Source organism: Bacillota bacterium LX-D (assembly GCA_031628995.1).
Lineage (GTDB): Bacteria > Bacillota > DUOV01 > DUOV01 > Zhaonellaceae > JAVLUO01.
On the sequence record JAVLUO010000004.1, the window covers coordinates 1 to 17,656 of the forward strand.

A 17,656-nucleotide genomic window follows, 5' to 3' on the forward strand; every position below is an offset into this window, starting at 1 on the left:
AAGTACATTAATTCTATTGAACCGCCGTATACCGAACGGTACGTACGGTGGTGTGAGAGGACGCTGAATTAATTAATTATTCAGCTCCTACTCGATTACATCTTTACATTTTGCAAAACTAAGAAGTTACAAAATAATGGAAAGGCGACATTTGAGCGGCATTTTATAAAAATAAGCTTTCAGCATAATAGCCAAAAGCCTTGGTATATCTGGAGCTGATGGTGGGATTTGAACCCACGACCTGCGCATTACGAGTGCGCTGCTCTACCCCTGAGCCACATCAGCAATCTTTACATGATACAGCATATATGATAAATAATTATTTTTATATTGTCAAGAATAAATAAAAATAAGTAAAATACATAAAGTAAATAAGGAAAAGAAGCCAAAACCCTAAGGTTTAAGCTTCTTAAGGTTTAGCTTATTTATTTTGCTTGAAAGCAGCTAGGGCATTCCTTTGTTTTGGCACTATTTTCTGCTTTTAATTCCGGGAAGTTTTTTTGGCATCCACCTTCGCAGTTAAACTGACAGTTATCCATTGGACAGCTTAATTTATTAGACATTTAACATCACCTCCTCCATTTTAATGTTCCACCTTCAAATCAAAAAATACTATACTAATAATGGCGCTGCTGGTATCTGCTATCTTAGCTTTATGCTAAGGTTTAATTTTGGTATAATATTTAAAATGGAGGGAATAAAAATGCCCTATGCCGAAATAATCATAGAAGTAGCTAATCGCAAATTGGATCGAGTTTTTCATTATAGAATTCCTGCAGAACTTGAGCAAGCTATTCGGCTTGGTAGTAGGGTACTTGTTCCTTTTGGCAATAGAGTAGTAGGTGGTTTTGTAACGGGCTTCATAGAAAAAACAAATTTTGACAATATAAAAGATATTATCAAAGTAAGGAATGCTACTACCTTTTGCACCGAAGAGTTAATTAAGCTGGCCCATTGGATGGCTGAGTATTATATGTGTCCGTTAAGCACTGTATTGCAGGCTATGATACCTCAAGTTAACAATTATGTTCCGACACGGTCTGAGCAAGGAGTTAAACTTAGTATTAATTTGCAGCACCATGAAATTATGGCTAAATTTAAGAATGCCCCAAAACAAAAGGCTCTTTATGAGCAATTGAGCACTGAGGGGCATATGAAGGTTGCAGATTTACTTAATAAAACAGGTGCTTCTTTATACAGTTTAAAAGTTTTGGCCCAAAAAGGAATTGTGGAGTTCTATTCTTGGCAGGAAAAGGATGCTTTAACAGCTACAGAAGATCCGCTGCCTTTAACTGATGAACAGCAAATTAGCTTAAAGTATATTAAAGAGGCAATAGATAAAAGGCAATTTACGACCCAATTGCTGTGGGGTGTTACGGGAAGCGGAAAAACAGAAGTATATTTGCAAGCTTTAGCTTATAACAGAGCCTATGGAAAACAGGCAATAGTTTTATTACCAGAGATTGCTTTAACGGAGCAAATGATTGAGCGGTATAAAAAAAGATTTGGTTCAGAAGTAGTGGCTTGGCATAGTAATCTTAGTTCAAAGAAAAAAAGTGAAGCGTGGGCTCAAATTGTCAGTGGTCAAGTATCAATTATTATTGGGGCACGTTCAGCTGTTTTTACACCTTTTACCAATTTGGGACTAATTATTATAGATGAAGAACATGAAGGTGGTTATCAGCAAGAAACTGCACCTAAGTACCATACTCGGGAAGTCGCCCTAAAAAGGGGTGAATTGAATAAGGCAGTGGTTCTTTTAGGTAGTGCAACTCCTTCTTTGGAAACTGCTTATAATTCTAGCATCGGCCATTATCAATTGCTTTCTCTCAAAACTAGGGTAAACAGGAAGCCGTTGCCTGCAGTTAAGATTGTGGATTTAAGAGATGAACTTAGACAGGGCAATTTTAGTATTTTTAGTAATTATTTAAAACAGCAAATAAGTGTTCGTTTAGAAACAGGGGAACAGACAATTTTATTTTTAAATAGAAGAGGTTATAACAGCTTTTTTATTTGCCGGGATTGTGGCTATACCATTCGTTGTAAGGCCTGTGATATTTCCCTAACCTATCATGCTTCAAGCCACGATTTGCGTTGTCACTATTGCGGATACCGTCAGCCGGCAGAAAAAGTCTGTCCCAATTGCGGATCCTTAAGAATTAGGGGCTTTGGTTTAGGAACTGAAAAGGTGGAACAAGAAGTTAAAAGTCTATTCCCAGAGGCCAGGATAGTTCGCTTAGATAACGATGTTTCCAACAAAAAAGGGTATAGACAAGAGCTGTTAAAGTCTTTCCAGGAAAAAAAAGCAGATATTTTAGTTGGTACACAGATGATCGCTAAGGGTTTGGACTTTCATAATGTTACTTTGGTAGGCGTAATAAGTGCCGATTTTAGCTTAAATTTCCCAGATTTTCGTTCTAGGGAAAAAACTTTCCAGCTGCTAACTCAAGTTGCGGGTAGGGCAGGAAGGGGAATTGTCCAAGGTGAAGTAGTTATTCAGACTTATTTGCCGGAAAGCGACGTCTTATTATATGCCCAGAAACAAGACTTTAATGAATTTTATCAAAAGGAAATAATATTGCGTAAGGAATTAAATTATCCTCCTTTTTGCCATATTATTCGGGTATTACTAATGGGGGAAAATGAAGAAAAAGTTGCCAAAGTATGTCAAGGATTTGCTCAATTGATTACGTCTGAGAGGCCAGAAATACGGGATTTAAAAATTTTAGGGCCGGCGGCTGCTCCAATAACCAAATTAAATAATATGTTCCGCTGGCAAGTTATTTTGAAAAGTGAAGACTTAGAGAAACTTCGACAATTTGTGGCTGCTTGCCTTAAAAGGTATCATGAACAAGATTATTTGGCAGGTCAGCTCCGTTGGAGTATCGACATTGACCCAATTGGGATGTTATAGGGGGTAGAAGAATTATGGCCATATATAATATAGTAAAAATAGGGGATCAGGTTTTAAGAGAAAAAGCAAGACCTGTACCCAAAATTACACCAAATATTGAAAAATTATTGGATAATATGAGGGATACAATGTATGCTGCTAATGGAGTAGGTTTAGCGGCTCCCCAAATAGGTATTTTAAAGCAGGTTGTTGTTATCGATGTTGGTGAAGGTCTGCTGGAATTAATTAACCCGGAAATTAGAGATATGAGTGGGGAAGAAATTGATACTGAGGGCTGTTTAAGTATTCCAGGCGTTCAAGGTGAGGTTAGAAGGGCTAGTAAAGTAACTGTAAAGGCACTAGACAGGGAAGGCAAAGAATTTACTATTAATGGCTCCGGGCTTTTAGCTAGGGCATTGCAGCATGAAATTGACCATTTGCACGGTATTCTTTTTGTGGATAAAGTTGAGCGTTTCGTATAAAAATTTTAAGTAAAGGAGTGTTAAGTTTGCGGGTAGTTTTTATGGGTACAAGCTCTTTTGCTGTGCCATGTCTAAAAGCATTGGTCCATACAGAGTACGAAATAATAACGGTAGTAACTCAACCTGACCGCCCAAAAGGCAGGGGAAACCAAGTTTATCCTTCTCCAGTCAAAGAATTATGCCTAGAGTTGGGTCTGCCAGTGTTTCAGCCGGATAAGGTTAAAAATCCGGAAAATGTTGCCTATTTAAAAAAGCTTGCTCCGGAATTAATTGTCGTAGTTGCTTATGGACAAATCTTATCCTCAGAAATACTATCCTTACCAACTTTAGGCAGTATAAATGTTCATGGTTCTCTATTGCCTGCCTATAGGGGTTCTGCACCAATTCATTGGGCCATTATTAATGGAGAAAAAGAAACAGGTGTGAGTACTATGTATATGACACCTGGCCTAGATAGTGGAGATGTTATTTTACAGCAAAAAGTTCCAATTGGCGCTACAACTACAGTAGGTCAACTTCATGACAATTTAGCTGAAGAAGGCGCTCAATTATTGCTTAAAACCTTGGATTTAATTGCCCAAGGCAAGGCCCCACGTATTCCTCAGGATGAAACTAAAGTTTCTTTTGCTCCACCTTTAACCAGGGAAAATGAAAAGATTAATTGGACTCAATCAAATCAGCAAATTTTAAATTTAATTAGGGGCATGAATCCCTGGCCAGGGGCCTATACCACCCTTGAAAATAAAATCCTTAAGATTTGGGCTGGAGAATGTGTTCCAGATGAAAAAAAGGTACAACCTGGAACCATAATAGCTGCTAATAAAAATGGCATATTGGTGAAATGCGGTGAGGGAGGATTAAAAATTACGGAAATACAACCTCAGGGCAAGAAAAAAATGTCGGCAGCTGCTTTTATCTGTGGTAATAAAATTGACCTGGAAACTATATTGGGAAATGAAGAACAATGAATACACGCAAACGTTTGTTTATTGGCTTACTACTGCTTAGTTTACTGGTAATCATCGCACTAATTTTTATGGGCTGGATGTTAGCTTTAAACAGTCATAAGCTGCTGAGTTATATTTTATTAGTGATTATGGGAACAATAGTATTATTCTTTCTTGGCGGGATTGCTTTGGGCTTAATGATCTTAATAGTTAATTTATGGCGCGCGAAAACTACTCCCTCTATGCAAAATTTAATCTCCGCAGCCATTAATTTTTTATTCCCACTAGCTCTAAGCATTGGAAGAGCATTCAAAATTGAAGAAGAAAAAATCAAAAGATCTTTCATTATTGTTCATAACGAATTAGTACTAAATCAAAAACTATTTTTCAAGCCTGCCGATATACTTATCTTAGCACCCCATTGCCTACAATGGAGCGGCTGTCCTCATAAAATTACTTTAGATGTGCAAAATTGCAAGCGCTGTGAAAAATGTGTTATTGATAAGTTGCATGGAGTGTGTGAAAAGTATCATGTTAACTTAGTTGTGGTTACAGGTGGTACCTTTGCGAGAAAATTCGTCAAAGAAAAGCGTCCAAAGGCTGTAATCGCTATTGCTTGCGAACGTGATCTTACTAGCGGCATTCAAGCAGTTCATCCACTGCCTGTTATCGGAGTGTTAAATTTGAGACCGAATGGGCCTTGCTTTAATACAACTGTTAATATATCCCGGGTAGAGGAAGCAGTTTGTCATCTTCTTGAACAGCATTGTTTAAAATTACCCTGCCAAAAGCCTTTTGAAATCAATTTACCTCATGGTAACCTACTTGTCAGGAATGTTGAGAAAGGATGATTAAATGATATCGGCTCGTGAAGTTGCCTTAAAAGTACTATACCAAATAGAAGTTGAAGATGCCTATGCTAATTTAGCTTTGAGCCATTACCTGGGACAACTGAAATTAAGTACTTTGGAGAGGGGGTTGGCTACCGAATTAGTATATGGTGTAACAAGAAGCCGAAATACATTAGACTGGATTTTAAGCCAATTTATAACTAGTGGGCTCAAAAAGCTGACCCCTTGGATAAGAAACATCTTACGTCTGGGGGTTTATCAGCTTTTTTATTTGAAAAAAATTCCCGAATCTGCTGCCGTTAACGAAAGTGTGAACTTAGCGAAAAAATATGGACATGCTGGCACTGTAAAACTGGTGAATGGAGTTTTGAGGAACCTAATCCGAAAAAAAGCAAACATAGAATTCCCTAGTTTAGCTGACGATCCTGTTGGCCACATTAGTTTAAAATATTCACATCCAGCTTGGCTTATAGAAAAATGGTTAAAAGAGTTTGGAGAAAAGGAAACTATGGAACTTTGCCAAGCTAATAATCAACCGTCTGCCAACAGCATAAGAACTAACACTTTAAAGACGACACCGGAGAGCTTAAAAGAACAATTGGAACTTCAAGACATTAAAGTTGATCAAAGCAGATTCGTTCCAGAGGGTTTGCTTATTAGCAATTTTTCTAACTTAGAAAACTTAGAAGGTTTTAAAAATGGCCTATTTCTAATGCAAGATGAAAGTTCCATGTTAGTTAGTTATTTGCTGCAACCAAAACCAGGCAGTTTTCTGATTGATTCTTGTGCGGCACCAGGAACCAAGACCACACATTTAGCTCAAATGGCTAAAGACGATTGTCAAATTATCGCCTGCGATGTGCATGAACATAAATTAGAACTTATAGCTCAAAATTGCCAAAGATTAGGATTAAAGAGCATTAAGCCTAATCTTTTAGATGCTAGAAAAATCGGTCAAGTCTACCAAGGACAGGCTGATTACATATTAGTGGATGCTCCTTGTTCTGGCCTAGGTGTTCTTAGAAGGCGGCCCGATGCCAGATGGAAGAAAAATCCTAAGCAGATCAAAGAATTAAGCATTTTGCAGTTAGAGATTTTAAAAGGGGTTTGCGGAGCTTTGAAACAAGGCGGGGTATTAGTATATAGCACCTGTTCAATTTCACCGGAAGAGAATATAGAGGTTATTAAAAAATTTCTCCATCTGCACCAAGAATTTAAGCTAGATAGCATCCGGAATTTACTGCCCTTTGAACTTACCAGAGATGAAGATATTTCCTTGGCCGAAAAAGGTTGCATGCAGTTCTTACCTCATGTTCATGGAACAGATGGCTTTTTTATGGCACGTATGGTTCGAAATTAAGTAAATTGTTATGGGAGAAAAGTATCACCCATAGAAAGTGCGGCATCGCTAAGTGCTCTAGATACTAAGTCAACTTGTTTAAAATTAACTTTGTCTAAAGAATCCTTAGTAGTATGATTGTTATTTTTCCAATCTACTGACATGACAGAAAGAGCATTTAAACCAATGGATCCTAGGGGATAATGGTCCGAAGTTCTTCTGCTAGCTATGTCTAATGAAACATCTAAATCATATTGCAGCAGTTTAGTTTGAATTGTGTGAACAAAAGTACTTTTTTGGTTGCTTTCTATGATCATTTTCCCGGAATTAGTGCCAATTGTATCAATATTAATTGCGCCGATTATTTTTTCTTTAGGAAAAGGAAGGTGCTGAGCAAAATACTCCGAACCGCAAAGACCCATTTCTTCTGCTCCAAAAGCGATAAATACATAAGTAATATTTGTTTCGTGATCCCGGAGATTTTTCGCAATGGATAAAAGAGCAGCGATCCCGGACAAATTGTCGTTAGCACTAGGATAAACTTTATGGAAATTTATGCCTTGCCCGTCATAATGAGCACTAAGGATTAGATATTTATCTAGCTTACCAGGAATTATTCCAATTACGTTCTGGGATTGGAATTTGGCATGGCCCTGCCCCTTAAATTTTAATCTCCCTCTTTCATAATAAGAAACTCTTTTAGGAATTAAAAAAGGCTGAAAATAAAAATGATTTCCTTCCCGTATAGGTGACAAATTTAAAGCAGCAAACTCCCTAGCTAATAGAGAGGCTGCTTTTTTTTCATAGTTTGAACCGGCTGCCCTTCCTTTGAGTTTTTCCAAATTTTGAATGACAGGACTTGCAACAATTTTAGAAGTAGTTGTTAACTTTTGCTGAACTTCCTCCGATATAGATAGAGGATAACAAAATAAAGCAGGAATGATTAACATAATTAAGCAGAGTAGGGTTTTAAAAAATAGTTTCATTTATTATCCTCCTAATTTATAAACTATTATATAGTTTTTTTATAACAAAATAAATTAGCCGCTAAAAAAGATTGTAAGATAGAAAGGGTTTCTCTATTATTTTGTCAAATTATTACCTGTAAGTGTCAATTAGTCTAATTAAGCGGGGGAATAGCATGGACATAGCAGTTGTAGGTGGTATATTATTTGGAATTATTTCAATAGTAATCGGTTATCTGCTTGAAGGAGGAGAAATTGGCTCTTTATTTCAGGTCACTGCGGCAATGATTGTTTTTGGTGGTACCATTGGTGCTACAGCGGTGGGTTACTCCGTAAGCGAACTGAAAAATCTTCCGAAAATACTTCAAGTAGCTTTATTTGGTAAAGAGCCAGATTTAATTGGCACAATTGATACTATTGTTAAATTAGCCGTCAAAGCTAGAAAAGAAGGGCTAATTGCTTTAGAAAGTGATTTAGAGAAAGTTGACAATCAATTTTTAAAAAAAGGATTACAGTTAGTTGTGGACGCTGCTGATCCAACGATGGTAAAGAATTCAATGGAGCTGTCCATTTATGCTACGGAACAAAGGCATAAGGTTGGTATAGGTATCTTCGAAGCAGCAGGTGGCTATGCGCCTACTATGGGTATTGTAGGTACAGTAATGGGCTTGGTTCACGTGTTGTCTAGTTTAAATGAGCCAGAATCCCTTGGCGGTGCCATTGCTGTAGCATTTATCGCTACTTTATACGGTATAAGTTCGGCTAACTTACTTTGGTTGCCTATTGCTGCTAAGCTAAAAAACAAAAGCCATAAGGAAACCATGGTTATGGAAATGATGATAGAAGGTGTTTTAGCCATCCAAGCTGGAGAAAATCCAATGTTTATCCAGGCTAGATTAACCAATTTCTTAAGAGCTAAAGACTGGGAAGCAGTAGGAGGTAAGGATAGTGCCGAGGCGAAAGAATGAAGCTGAAAAAGATAACAGTGAGCGCTGGCTTTTAACTTATAGTGATTTAATTACTTTGTTAATGGTCTTTTTTATTGTTTTATATTCTATGAGCAATGTTAATGCCCAAAAATTTGAAGCCATGGCGGCATCCTTAAATGCTGCCTTAAACGGTGGGACGGCAGTTTTAGATGGGGGCTTTATCTCCGAGAACCCGCCTGCTATAGGTATAGAAGTGGAGCCTAATCAACCCGAAAATGCTTATAATACTGTAGCTGAAGAAATAAAGAAATATCTCAAAGAAGAGGGTCTGGAGCAAAAAATAAGCGTTACACAGCAGGAAAGAGGTTTAGTGGTCAGTATTCAAGATACAGTTTTGTTTCCTAAAGCATCAGCTGAACTTACTCCCCAAGCCCGCAAAACTATTAAGCAAATAGGTGGTATTTTACTGAAAATCCCTAGTTACATTAGGGTTGAAGGACATACGGACAATTTAGCTATTCATAATGATCAGTTCAAATCTAATTGGGAATTGTCTGTGCTTAGGGCAACTAGCGTAGTGCATATTTTGACTGAACAAACAGGTCTTAACCCAAAATTAGTTTCAGCTATTGGCTATGGTGAGTATCGACCTGTTGTTCCTAATAATGGAGAGCGTAACTATGCTAAAAATAGGCGGGTAGATATTGTATTGCTAAAAACTGTTTATAATAGGGTTGAACCAGATAATTAAAATAGTATTTAAAAGAAGAAGTGAAATAATAATTGATCTAAAATGATTAGAAAACCTAAGGCAAATACGTAGTAACTAAAAACTTTCAGTGAGCCTTTATTTAAAATCGCTAACATAAATTTGATTGCTATATAACCGGCAACTGCTGCAGCCAATGCTCCAAGAAGCAATGTTAAAATTGAGTCAAGGGGGATACCGGTTGTGGCTAATTTTTTACCTTCCAGTACTGTTGCCCCTAAGATAGCTGGAATTGAAAGTAAAAAAGAAAAGCGAGCCGCAAATTCTCGGTCTAAACCTCGAAAGAGGGAACCGGCAATTGTTAACCCTGAACGAGAGATAGCAGGTAAAATGGCAATAGCCTGCATTACTCCGATGAATAAAGAATCGGTGGCAGTTATTTCTTTTAATCCTTTATGGCCGCTGCGTAGACTTTCAGCAACCCAAAGGATGGCTCCCGTGGCTAGAAATTCAAGCCCCAATGTTTGTCCCGAACTGAATAATTTTTCAAAGAAGTCGTTAAGAAATAAACCAGCAATTACTGCAGGTATAGTACCAATTACCAGGTAAACGGGCAGCTTGCCAAAAGGTTTTCTAATTATGTACATAATATCGGACCAGAAGAAAATAATTACAGCAATTAAAGTTCCAAAATGTAAGATAACATCAAAGGCTAGGGAAGAATTAGTAATTCCGAAGAATTTTTGAAGTAAAACTAAATGCCCTGAACTGCTAATTGGGAGAAACTCCGTTAGACCTTGAACGATTCCTAAGATAATAGCTTGGATGATAGACAAATTTTTCGCCTCCATAATTTTTATTTGTACTCCACTCACACTAATAATATTGTTAATGGTAAAAAAAATCAACTAAGGAACAGAAATACCTTTACAAGCAAGGTACTAGTATATCTTAGTAATGTTTTGTTTTATACTATTATTGTAAGATTTGTTTCTGGAGGATAATCTCGGCGATGAAAAAAGACTTGCATGGAATGACCTTAAAAGAGTATTATGATTTATTTCAAGACTTAGCCGAAAAAAAATATAGGGCCAAACAATTATTCCAATGGGTGTTTCAAAAAGCCATTACAGATTTTCAGAAAATGACTAACTTACCTCAGGAATTAACTTTGAAGCTTCAACAAGAAGTTGATTTCTCTGGTTTAAAAATTAAAAAAAAATTAATTTCACGATTAGATGATACTACGAAATTTTTGCTTTCTTTACCGGACGGAGAAACAATTGAAACTGTTCGCATGTCTTATACTGGTAAGGAAAGCAGGGATAGGCATACAGTTTGTGTTTCAACCCAGGTAGGGTGCCCAATTGGCTGCCCTTTCTGTGCTACAGGACTTTCCGGTTGGGTGCGAAATTTAACTACGGGTGAAATAGTGGGACAAGTGTTAGAAATGCAAAAAGATGTCCAAAGGAACTTTCCCGGCAAAAAGGTAACCAATGTTGTATTTATGGGTATGGGAGAACCTTTGTTGAATTATGATAATGTACTTAAAGCTATTAACATTATTAATGACCCTTTAGGCATAAATATTGGTATGCGCAGAATTACAATTTCAACTAGTGGCTTAGTACCTCAAATTAATGCTTTAGCCAAAGAAAAGCTGCCTATTGTTTTAGCTATTTCTTTGCATGCTGCAAATAATAATTTACGCAATGAGCTAGTGCCTATAAATAAAAAATATCCCTTAGATGAACTGCTTTCAGCCTGTAGGGATTATATCAGTTCTACAGGCAGAAGAATTACTTTTGAGTATGCCTTAATAGCTGGCAAAAACGATCAGGCGAAGGATGCTTTGGAATTACGTAACCTTTTAAAGGGTATGCAGGCTAATGTAAATTTAATTCCTTTAAATACTGTTGGAGAAACAAAGCTTAGACGTTCCCAAAATAAAATAGTTAAAATATTCGCCCAAAAGCTGCAAGAATCTGGACTAGAGGTAGCTATCAGGGAAGAAAAAGGTAGTGACATTGACGCAGCGTGTGGTCAATTGCGCCGTAGGAGAGTGGAGTAAATGTCATTTTTAAAGGGTATTGAAAATTTCCTGGAAGAACAGATGGAAGGTTGGATAGAGAAACGTTTTAAAGGTCCTATTCAGCCCCAAGAAGTGGCAGCTAAGGCAGTGCAGGCAATGCTAAAAAACCAGAAACACAGTATCAATAAAACATATGTGCCCAATTGTTATGAGATTTTTTTAAGTAAGCAGGATTGGAGAAGGTTTGCCTCCATTGAAAAAGCATTTAGCCAGGAAATAGCAGATGTTCTTAGGGAGAAAGCCCAGGAAAGACACTTTACTATTATTGGAGATCCAAAGGTTAGCATTACATCCAATGACGAGCTAAGCCAAGGATCTGTAAAAGTGAATGCCTACTACATGGAAATAGAGGAAGATGATTTAAATGGCTTGAAAAACATTGGAACAGCTGAAGAGCATTTTGGGGATACTTTAACCTTTAGTAAAAATGAAATTAGTCAAGCCTTAGAGACTAGAAAATTAGTATTACGAGTTTTAAATGGACCTAATGAAGGAAAATTATTCTGCCTTAGACGTGATAGAATGACCATAGGACGCAAGGTATTTAATGATATCTTAATCAATGATAACAGCGTTTCCAGGGAACACGCCCACATAGATTATATAAGCGGTTCCTATATTTTGACTGATTTAGATAGTACTAACGGAACTTATCTTAATGGGCAAAAAATTATCAAAAGCAAGCTTTTGTTGGGGGATAAAATTATGGTAGGAAAGACAGAGCTCTTGGTTGAGGAGGAGTGAGATGGTTGATTTTATAATTGCCATTTTACGTTATGTATTTTTGGCAATACTTTTTATTTTTGTTTTCTCGATTATTCGTTTAATAACCAAGGATTTAACCGCAAATAAAAATTACCAGAGAAAGCATGATACCAATTATTGCCTAGTGGTAAAGGCAGCAGGAGATTTATCTAATTTACAAGAAGGATATATTTATCCCTTACAGAAGGGGGAGATAGTGTTAGGCAGAGACTCAGGATGTACCATTTCAATCATAGACCCTCATATCTCAGGCCGGCACGCATACTTATACCAAAATGCTAACGGGTGGTTTCTTGAAGATTTAGGCAGCACCAATGGTACATTTTTAAATGGTAAGAGAATTAATAGCAAAAAAAGGATTAAAAACGGCGATATTATACTCTTAGGTGATGCTGTATTTGAAGTAGGGAGGTGGGATAGTGAGAGCCGTAGCGCGAACTGAAACAGGTCTAGTGCGAAAAATTAATGAAGACTGCTACTACTGTGATCTAGATGCTAAGCTTTTTGTTGTAGCAGATGGAATGGGAGGACATTTAGCCGGGGAAGTTGCTAGCAAAATGGCGGTGGAAATTATTGTTAATTATTCGCAAAATATATCCATATCATCGGCACAAAGTTTATGGGAAGCTGTGAGTGAGGCCAATGCTAGGATTTATGCCAATTCACTTAATAATGCCTCTAGGCAAGGAATGGGTACAACGGTTACCTGTGCTAAGGTGCTGGATGACAAGTTAATTTTAGCTCATGTTGGGGACAGTAGGGCTTATTTGTTTAATGGAAAGGAAATTATTCATTTAACTGACGATCATTCTTTTGTGGGAGAGCTTGTCCGAAGTGGAAGTATCACGGAAAACGAAGCACAAAGACATCCTAAACGCAATATATTATTACGGGCTTTGGGAGCTGAAGAGCAAGTAAATATTGACATTTTTGAGAAGTCAATTAAAAGGGGCAATCTTGTACTCTTATGTACTGATGGTCTGCACAATCTCTTGTCTGATGAGGAAATATACTTCATTTTACTTGAAATGAAGGACTTAGAATCAGCTGTAGATGACATGATAAAGCTGGCTTATTCCCGGGGAGCAGGGGATAACATTACTATTATTTTAATCCAAATTTAGTTTTACATCGTAGGTGATATGATGAAAATTTTACGCCGCCCTCAAGAGGCGTTATTATTATTTTTAGTTACATTAGTGATTATGTTTGGCGCTTTGCTTTTTAAACTTACAACACCAGAATATAGCAAACAACTATTCCTAGGGGCGTTAATCCTAGTAATAACTTTCTTCCTTATTCATTTTCTTTTAAGTTGGGTTAATCCGGCGGCTGATGAGCTCCTATTGCCCCTAGCAGCTATGCTTTCAACATTAGGACTATTAGCTATTTTTCGCATTGACCCTGATCTAGCCATAAGACAATGGTTATGGTTAATGCTAAGCCTTTTAGCTTTCGGAATTATACTTGTTTTTTTTAAAAACTACCAAGTTCTTAGTGAATATAAATATGTATTTATGGTTTTAGGAATTATTTTTTTATTAATAACCGTTATCTTAGGTACAAAGATTGGCGGATCCCGAGCTTGGCTGCAAATTGGCTCTTTTCGCTTTCAGCCAGCTGAATTAGTTAAGTTATTAGTTATTTTTTTCTTGGCCAGTTATTTAAGAGATACGAAAGAAATATTAATGGCACGTAAAAATTATGGTTTTTTCGCTTTGCCAGAACCTAGGGCAATTGTGCCACTGCTATTAATGAGCTTTATGTCTTTGGGTTTATTGGCTTTGCAAAAAGATCTTGGAGCTGCGATGATTTTTTTTGGTATTTTTTTGGTAATGTTGTATACAAGTACAGGTAGGGGATCTTTTTTACTAATCGGTTTAGGATTTTTTTCTTTAGGAACCATTGCTGCTTACCATATATTTGGTCACTTCCGCCTACGTGTGCTGATTTGGTTAGACCCTTGGAACCATGTTGATAGGGCCTATCAAATAACACAATCTCTTTTCGCTATTGCAAGCGGTGGTATGTTTGGCACGGGCATGGGATTGGGCCTTCCGGAGGCCATTCCGGCTGCTGAAACGGATTTGATTTTTTCTGTTTTAACAGAGCAATTAGGTCTTTTAGGAGGCATTTGTTTAATTATTTTGTTTTTGCTTTTAGGTTATCGTGGTTTTAAAGCAGCGATGAGGGCGGATAATGAATTTGGTTTACTCTTGGCAACAGGTTTAACAACTTTACTTTCACTACAAAGTTTTGTTATTATCAGTGGAGTATTAAAACTACTGCCCTTAACAGGAGTTACGCTGCCCTTTGTAAGTTACGGAGGGAGCTCTTTAATAATTAGCTATATATTACTTGGTTTAGTAATGAATGTCGGTAGTTCTGCCGAGGAGGTTTCGGCATGAACAAAAATGTTTATAAAGTAGCTATGTCTTTTGTGCTTGCTTTTACTGTTTTAATTTTCTACTTAACCTATATTAGCCAGTTTCAGGGGCCTTTTTTAACAACTCATCCTAAAAACAGCAGGATATGGAAAGTTGAGGAAAGCACAATTCGGGGAAGTATCTATGATCGAAACAAGGAAATACTTGTTGAGACCAATCGGCAAAATATACCTGAAAGGAAATATTATCTAAAGGAAAGTGCAGCTCATATTATGGGCTATGTTTCCAGGAAATATGGCAAAACTGGCATTGAGGATTATTACGATAATTATCTATTAGGGATTACGGGAGGGGTAAAATATGTTAATTATTTTCGCCGCTTAGTAGGCAAACCGCCAGAAGGGTCTAATCTTTATCTTACAATAGATAAATCCATGCAAGAGGAAGCTTATCGGATGTTAGATGGCAGAAAGGGAGCTGTAGTAGCTATAGACCCTCAGACTGGGGCAGTTTTAGCATTAGTAAGTTCTCCTAGTTATGATTCTAACTCAGTTAGCCAACAATGGGAGGCACTTAATCGAGAGGAAAACAGTCCTTTATTAAATAGAGCAACCCAAGGGCTGTACCCACCTGGTTCAGTCATTAAAATTGCCATGGCTGGTGGTGCTTTAACTAAAAACCCTAATCTTTGGAGCCAGCATTTTCCTAACCCTGGATACATTGATGTTGAGGGACATCGTATTCATGACACCATTATTAGAACAAATCCTAGCATGCTGGAGGGAATAGCCTATTCCTCAAATGTAGTATTTACTAATTTGGCTTTAGAGCTGGGTCCTGAAGATTTTTATACAAATTTGCAAAACTTTTACTTTAATAAAAGCATTCCATTTATATTGCCAATAAAAAAGAGTTATGTAATTCCACCTAGGAAACTAACTTCAAGTGCTTTGGCGCAAAATGGTATTGGGCAAGGTGAGATGTTAGTTACCCCTTTTCATATGGCTTTAATTACTGCTGCAATAGCTAATAAGGGGATAATGATGGAACCCTATTTAGTACAGAAAATTACCTCACCTGCTGGATTTACAGTTTTCAGGAATACAACTAAGGATTTGGCAAAACCACTGGAACCTGAAATTGCCCAACTGGTAACTGAAGGAATGACAGCAGTTGTAGATTGGGGAACTGGAAGAAATGCTCAAATACCTGGTGTAAAGGTTGCCGGAAAAACCGGCTCTGCACAAAACCCCAATGGCATTAGTCATGCTTGGTTTGTAGGTTTTGCTCCTGCGGACAATCCCAAAATTGCTGTTGCTGTTATCTTGGAAAACCAAGGTGCGGGCGGAACACAGGCAGCACCTATTGCTAAAAGTTTGTTTAATATTGCATTGGGAAGAGAGAGGTGAGTGTATGATTGGTAAAATACTTGGTAACCGCTACGAAGTTATTGAAAAAATTGGCGGCGGAGGAATGGCTGTAGTCTATAAAGGCAAGGATAAATTACTTAACAGAACTGTAACAATTAAAGTACTACGGGAACAGTATGTTAATGAAACAGATTTTATCAGAAGATTCCAGCGTGAAGCCCAGGCTGTAGCTAGTTTATCTCATCCCAATATTGTTAGTATTTACGATGTTGGGCACGAGGAAGACTTTCACTATTTGGTAATGGAATATGTAGAAGGCAGTAATTTAAAAGAGGTTATTCAACAAGAAGCTCCTTTGGAACCATTGAAGGCTATTGACTATTTAATGCAAATCCTGGACGCTTTAGAACATGCCCATGAACATATGATTATCCATCGGGATATTAAGCCCCATAACATTTTAGTTACTAAAAGCGGGAAATTAAAAGTAACTGATTTTGGTATAGCTCAAGCAGCATCTACAGCAGCTACAGTTACTTACACTGGAATGATGGTTGGATCTGTGCAATATATTTCCCCTGAACAGGCCAAAGGAGAAATTACCGGGGCATATTCAGATCTTTATTCTGCAGGAGTTGTACTTTATGAATTATTAACAGGTAAACTTCCATTTAGTGGGGAAAACGCCATTGGTATTGCGATTAAACATATTGAAGCAAGTGTAACTCCTCCAAGTCAATTGGTACATGGAATTCCACCAGAATTGGAATACGTTGTTTTAAAAGCAATGGCCAAGGATCCCAAAGAGCGATATTCCTCCGCTGGCGAAATGAGGCTTGCCTTAGAAAAGGTTCATTTAGATCTTAGCGGAGAATTGCCTACTCAAGTATTGCCTACAGTTAAAACAGGCATTCGGCAGAACCGGGAGCCATTGCAACGTCTACAGCAACAGCCACAGCCATCTAAAGAAACTATAAATCATAAACCTAAACCATTAGTATGGTTTCTCGTTCCTCTTTTTTTGCTGGCAATAATTGGCGGGTTTTGGCTTGGCATGGAACAGCTTTTTGCTGTTAAAGAAGTTAAAGTACCTTCAGTTGAGGGTAAGACTCTAGCTGAAGCGGAAATAATTTTAAGCAAAGCGGGGCTTCATTACCAGATTAACCGAAGGGTAAGTAATTCTGATGTACCTGAAAATACGATAGTTAAACAAGATCCTCAACCAGGGGAAACGATTAAAAAAACACAACCAATTCTACTAGATGTTAGCACAGGACCTGATTTAAAAACTGTCCCAGGGGTTATTGGATTATCGGAAAGGGCAGCAAGAATAGCAATTACTAATGCTGGCTTTGTAGTTAAAAATGTGCTAACAGTAAATGATGAACAAATTCCCAAAGGTCAAGTAGTAGATCAACAGCCTAAACCTGAAACTCAACAACCTGTAGGAACAGAAGTTACATTGACTGTTAGCTTAGGCTCACCTCAGAAGTTTATTTCAATGCCAGATTTGCTCTATAAAAGCTTAGACGAGGCTAAAAAGGAAATCGAAAATAGTGATCTTGAAATAGGTACAATTACAGAAGAAATAAGCGATAAATATTTTAGCGGTCAGGTAATAGAACAAAGCATACCGGCGGGAAGAAATGTATTAAGTCACCAAAAAGTAGACTTGAAAGTTAGTAAAGGACCTGGGCCAGAAGCTCAAATGGCAAGCGTAGAATTTGAGGTTGTTGATGATGGAGCCACCCATAAAATTCAAATTATTGTTTCTGACTCAAAAGGAACTCGTGAAGAATATAATGAGATACACGAATCAGGAGAATCTGTAAGCACAACAGTAGAATATTATGGCAAGGGAACCTTAGAACTTCTTCAGGATGGTAAAGTAATTTACAAAAAGGCTATTCCCTAAGGATTTGGAGGA

General features: G+C 37.5%; 17 protein-coding genes and 1 tRNA gene. 14 read left to right on the forward strand and 4 right to left on the reverse strand.

The features are described from left to right. Positions 1-210: 210 nt before the first annotated feature. Both RDV78_04970 and RDV78_04975 read right to left on the reverse strand, forming a co-directional pair. Positions 211-285: transfer RNA gene (locus RDV78_04970), tRNA-Thr, on the reverse strand. Between the two features lie 140 nt (positions 286-425). Then, a complete protein-coding gene (locus tag RDV78_04975) occupies positions 426-563 on the reverse strand; it encodes a hypothetical protein (GenBank protein ID MDS1029856.1) in 138 nt (45 codons plus the stop codon). A gap of 140 nt (positions 564-703) precedes the next feature. On the opposite strand from RDV78_04975, the gene priA reads away from it, so the two are divergent. The 5 genes from priA to rsmB are packed head-to-tail and all read left to right on the forward strand — an operon-like array spanning position 704 to position 6,533. Beyond that, positions 704-2,914: a primosomal protein N' gene (gene priA / locus RDV78_04980; GenBank protein MDS1029857.1), complete on the forward strand. Its 2,211-nt coding sequence runs from the start codon at positions 704-706 to the stop codon at positions 2,912-2,914. A 14-nt stretch (positions 2,915-2,928) separates the two neighbouring features. After that, a complete protein-coding gene (gene def, locus RDV78_04985) occupies positions 2,929-3,375 on the forward strand; it encodes a peptide deformylase (GenBank protein ID MDS1029858.1) in 447 nt (148 codons plus the stop codon). 26 nt (positions 3,376-3,401) lie between these two features. Further along, entirely contained in the window at positions 3,402-4,343 is a 942-nt protein-coding gene (fmt, locus tag RDV78_04990; GenBank protein MDS1029859.1) for a methionyl-tRNA formyltransferase, read from the forward strand. Further along, positions 4,340-5,173, forward strand: a complete 834-nt coding sequence (locus RDV78_04995; GenBank protein MDS1029860.1) for a DUF116 domain-containing protein — start codon at positions 4,340-4,342, stop codon at positions 5,171-5,173. Before fmt ends, RDV78_04995 begins: the two co-directional genes overlap by 4 nt. Positions 5,174-5,177: 4 nt before the next feature. Beyond that, positions 5,178-6,533, forward strand: coding sequence for a 16S rRNA (cytosine(967)-C(5))-methyltransferase RsmB (gene rsmB, locus RDV78_05000; GenBank protein ID MDS1029861.1), 1,356 nt, complete (start codon positions 5,178-5,180; stop codon positions 6,531-6,533). Positions 6,534-6,541: 8 nt separating this feature from the next. On the opposite strand, the gene RDV78_05005 is transcribed toward rsmB, so the two are convergent. Beyond that, positions 6,542-7,498, reverse strand: a complete 957-nt coding sequence (locus RDV78_05005; GenBank protein MDS1029862.1) for a DUF4910 domain-containing protein — start codon at positions 7,496-7,498, stop codon at positions 6,542-6,544. Positions 7,499-7,653: 155 nt separating this feature from the next. Here RDV78_05005 and RDV78_05010 point away from each other — a divergent pair, with 155 nt between their 5' ends. Continuing rightward, positions 7,654-8,445 carry a flagellar motor protein gene (locus RDV78_05010; protein MDS1029863.1) on the forward strand — a complete coding sequence of 264 codons (792 nt, stop codon included), beginning with the start codon at positions 7,654-7,656 and terminating at the stop codon, positions 8,443-8,445. Continuing rightward, positions 8,426-9,157 carry a flagellar motor protein MotB gene (locus tag RDV78_05015; GenBank protein MDS1029864.1) on the forward strand — a complete coding sequence of 244 codons (732 nt, stop codon included), beginning with the start codon at positions 8,426-8,428 and terminating at the stop codon, positions 9,155-9,157. Before RDV78_05010 ends, RDV78_05015 begins: the two co-directional genes overlap by 20 nt. An 8-nt stretch (positions 9,158-9,165) precedes the next feature. On the opposite strand, the gene RDV78_05020 is transcribed toward RDV78_05015, so the two are convergent. Further along, entirely contained in the window at positions 9,166-9,951 is a 786-nt protein-coding gene (locus tag RDV78_05020; GenBank protein MDS1029865.1) for an undecaprenyl-diphosphate phosphatase, read from the reverse strand. 176 nt (positions 9,952-10,127) lie between these two features. Here RDV78_05020 and rlmN point away from each other — a divergent pair, with 176 nt between their 5' ends. The 7 genes from rlmN to pknB are packed head-to-tail and all read left to right on the forward strand — an operon-like array spanning position 10,128 to position 17,644. Next, on the forward strand, positions 10,128-11,186 hold the full coding sequence (gene rlmN / locus RDV78_05025; protein MDS1029866.1) for a 23S rRNA (adenine(2503)-C(2))-methyltransferase RlmN: 1,059 nt from the start codon (positions 10,128-10,130) through the stop codon (positions 11,184-11,186). Then, a complete protein-coding gene (locus RDV78_05030; protein ID MDS1029867.1) occupies positions 11,187-11,951 on the forward strand; it encodes a DUF3662 and FHA domain-containing protein in 765 nt (254 codons plus the stop codon). Between the two features lies 1 nt (position 11,952). After that, positions 11,953-12,414, forward strand: coding sequence for an FHA domain-containing protein (locus tag RDV78_05035; protein ID MDS1029868.1), 462 nt, complete (start codon positions 11,953-11,955; stop codon positions 12,412-12,414). After that, the gene (locus RDV78_05040; GenBank protein ID MDS1029869.1) at positions 12,392-13,096 is read left to right on the forward strand and encodes a Stp1/IreP family PP2C-type Ser/Thr phosphatase; all 705 of its coding nucleotides are present in this window, start codon (positions 12,392-12,394) and stop codon (positions 13,094-13,096) included. Before RDV78_05035 ends, RDV78_05040 begins: the two co-directional genes overlap by 23 nt. Positions 13,097-13,114: 18 nt before the next feature. Further along, positions 13,115-14,380, forward strand: a complete 1,266-nt coding sequence (locus RDV78_05045; protein MDS1029870.1) for an FtsW/RodA/SpoVE family cell cycle protein — start codon at positions 13,115-13,117, stop codon at positions 14,378-14,380. Beyond that, positions 14,377-15,768, forward strand: coding sequence for a penicillin-binding transpeptidase domain-containing protein (locus RDV78_05050; GenBank protein ID MDS1029871.1), 1,392 nt, complete (start codon positions 14,377-14,379; stop codon positions 15,766-15,768). The genes RDV78_05045 and RDV78_05050 overlap by 4 nt, the downstream gene beginning before the upstream one ends. Positions 15,769-15,772: 4 nt before the next feature. Next, positions 15,773-17,644 (forward strand): Stk1 family PASTA domain-containing Ser/Thr kinase, encoded by a 1,872-nt coding sequence (gene pknB, locus RDV78_05055; GenBank protein ID MDS1029872.1) that lies wholly within the window; start codon positions 15,773-15,775, stop codon positions 17,642-17,644. The last annotated feature ends 12 nt before the right edge of the window (positions 17,645-17,656 follow it).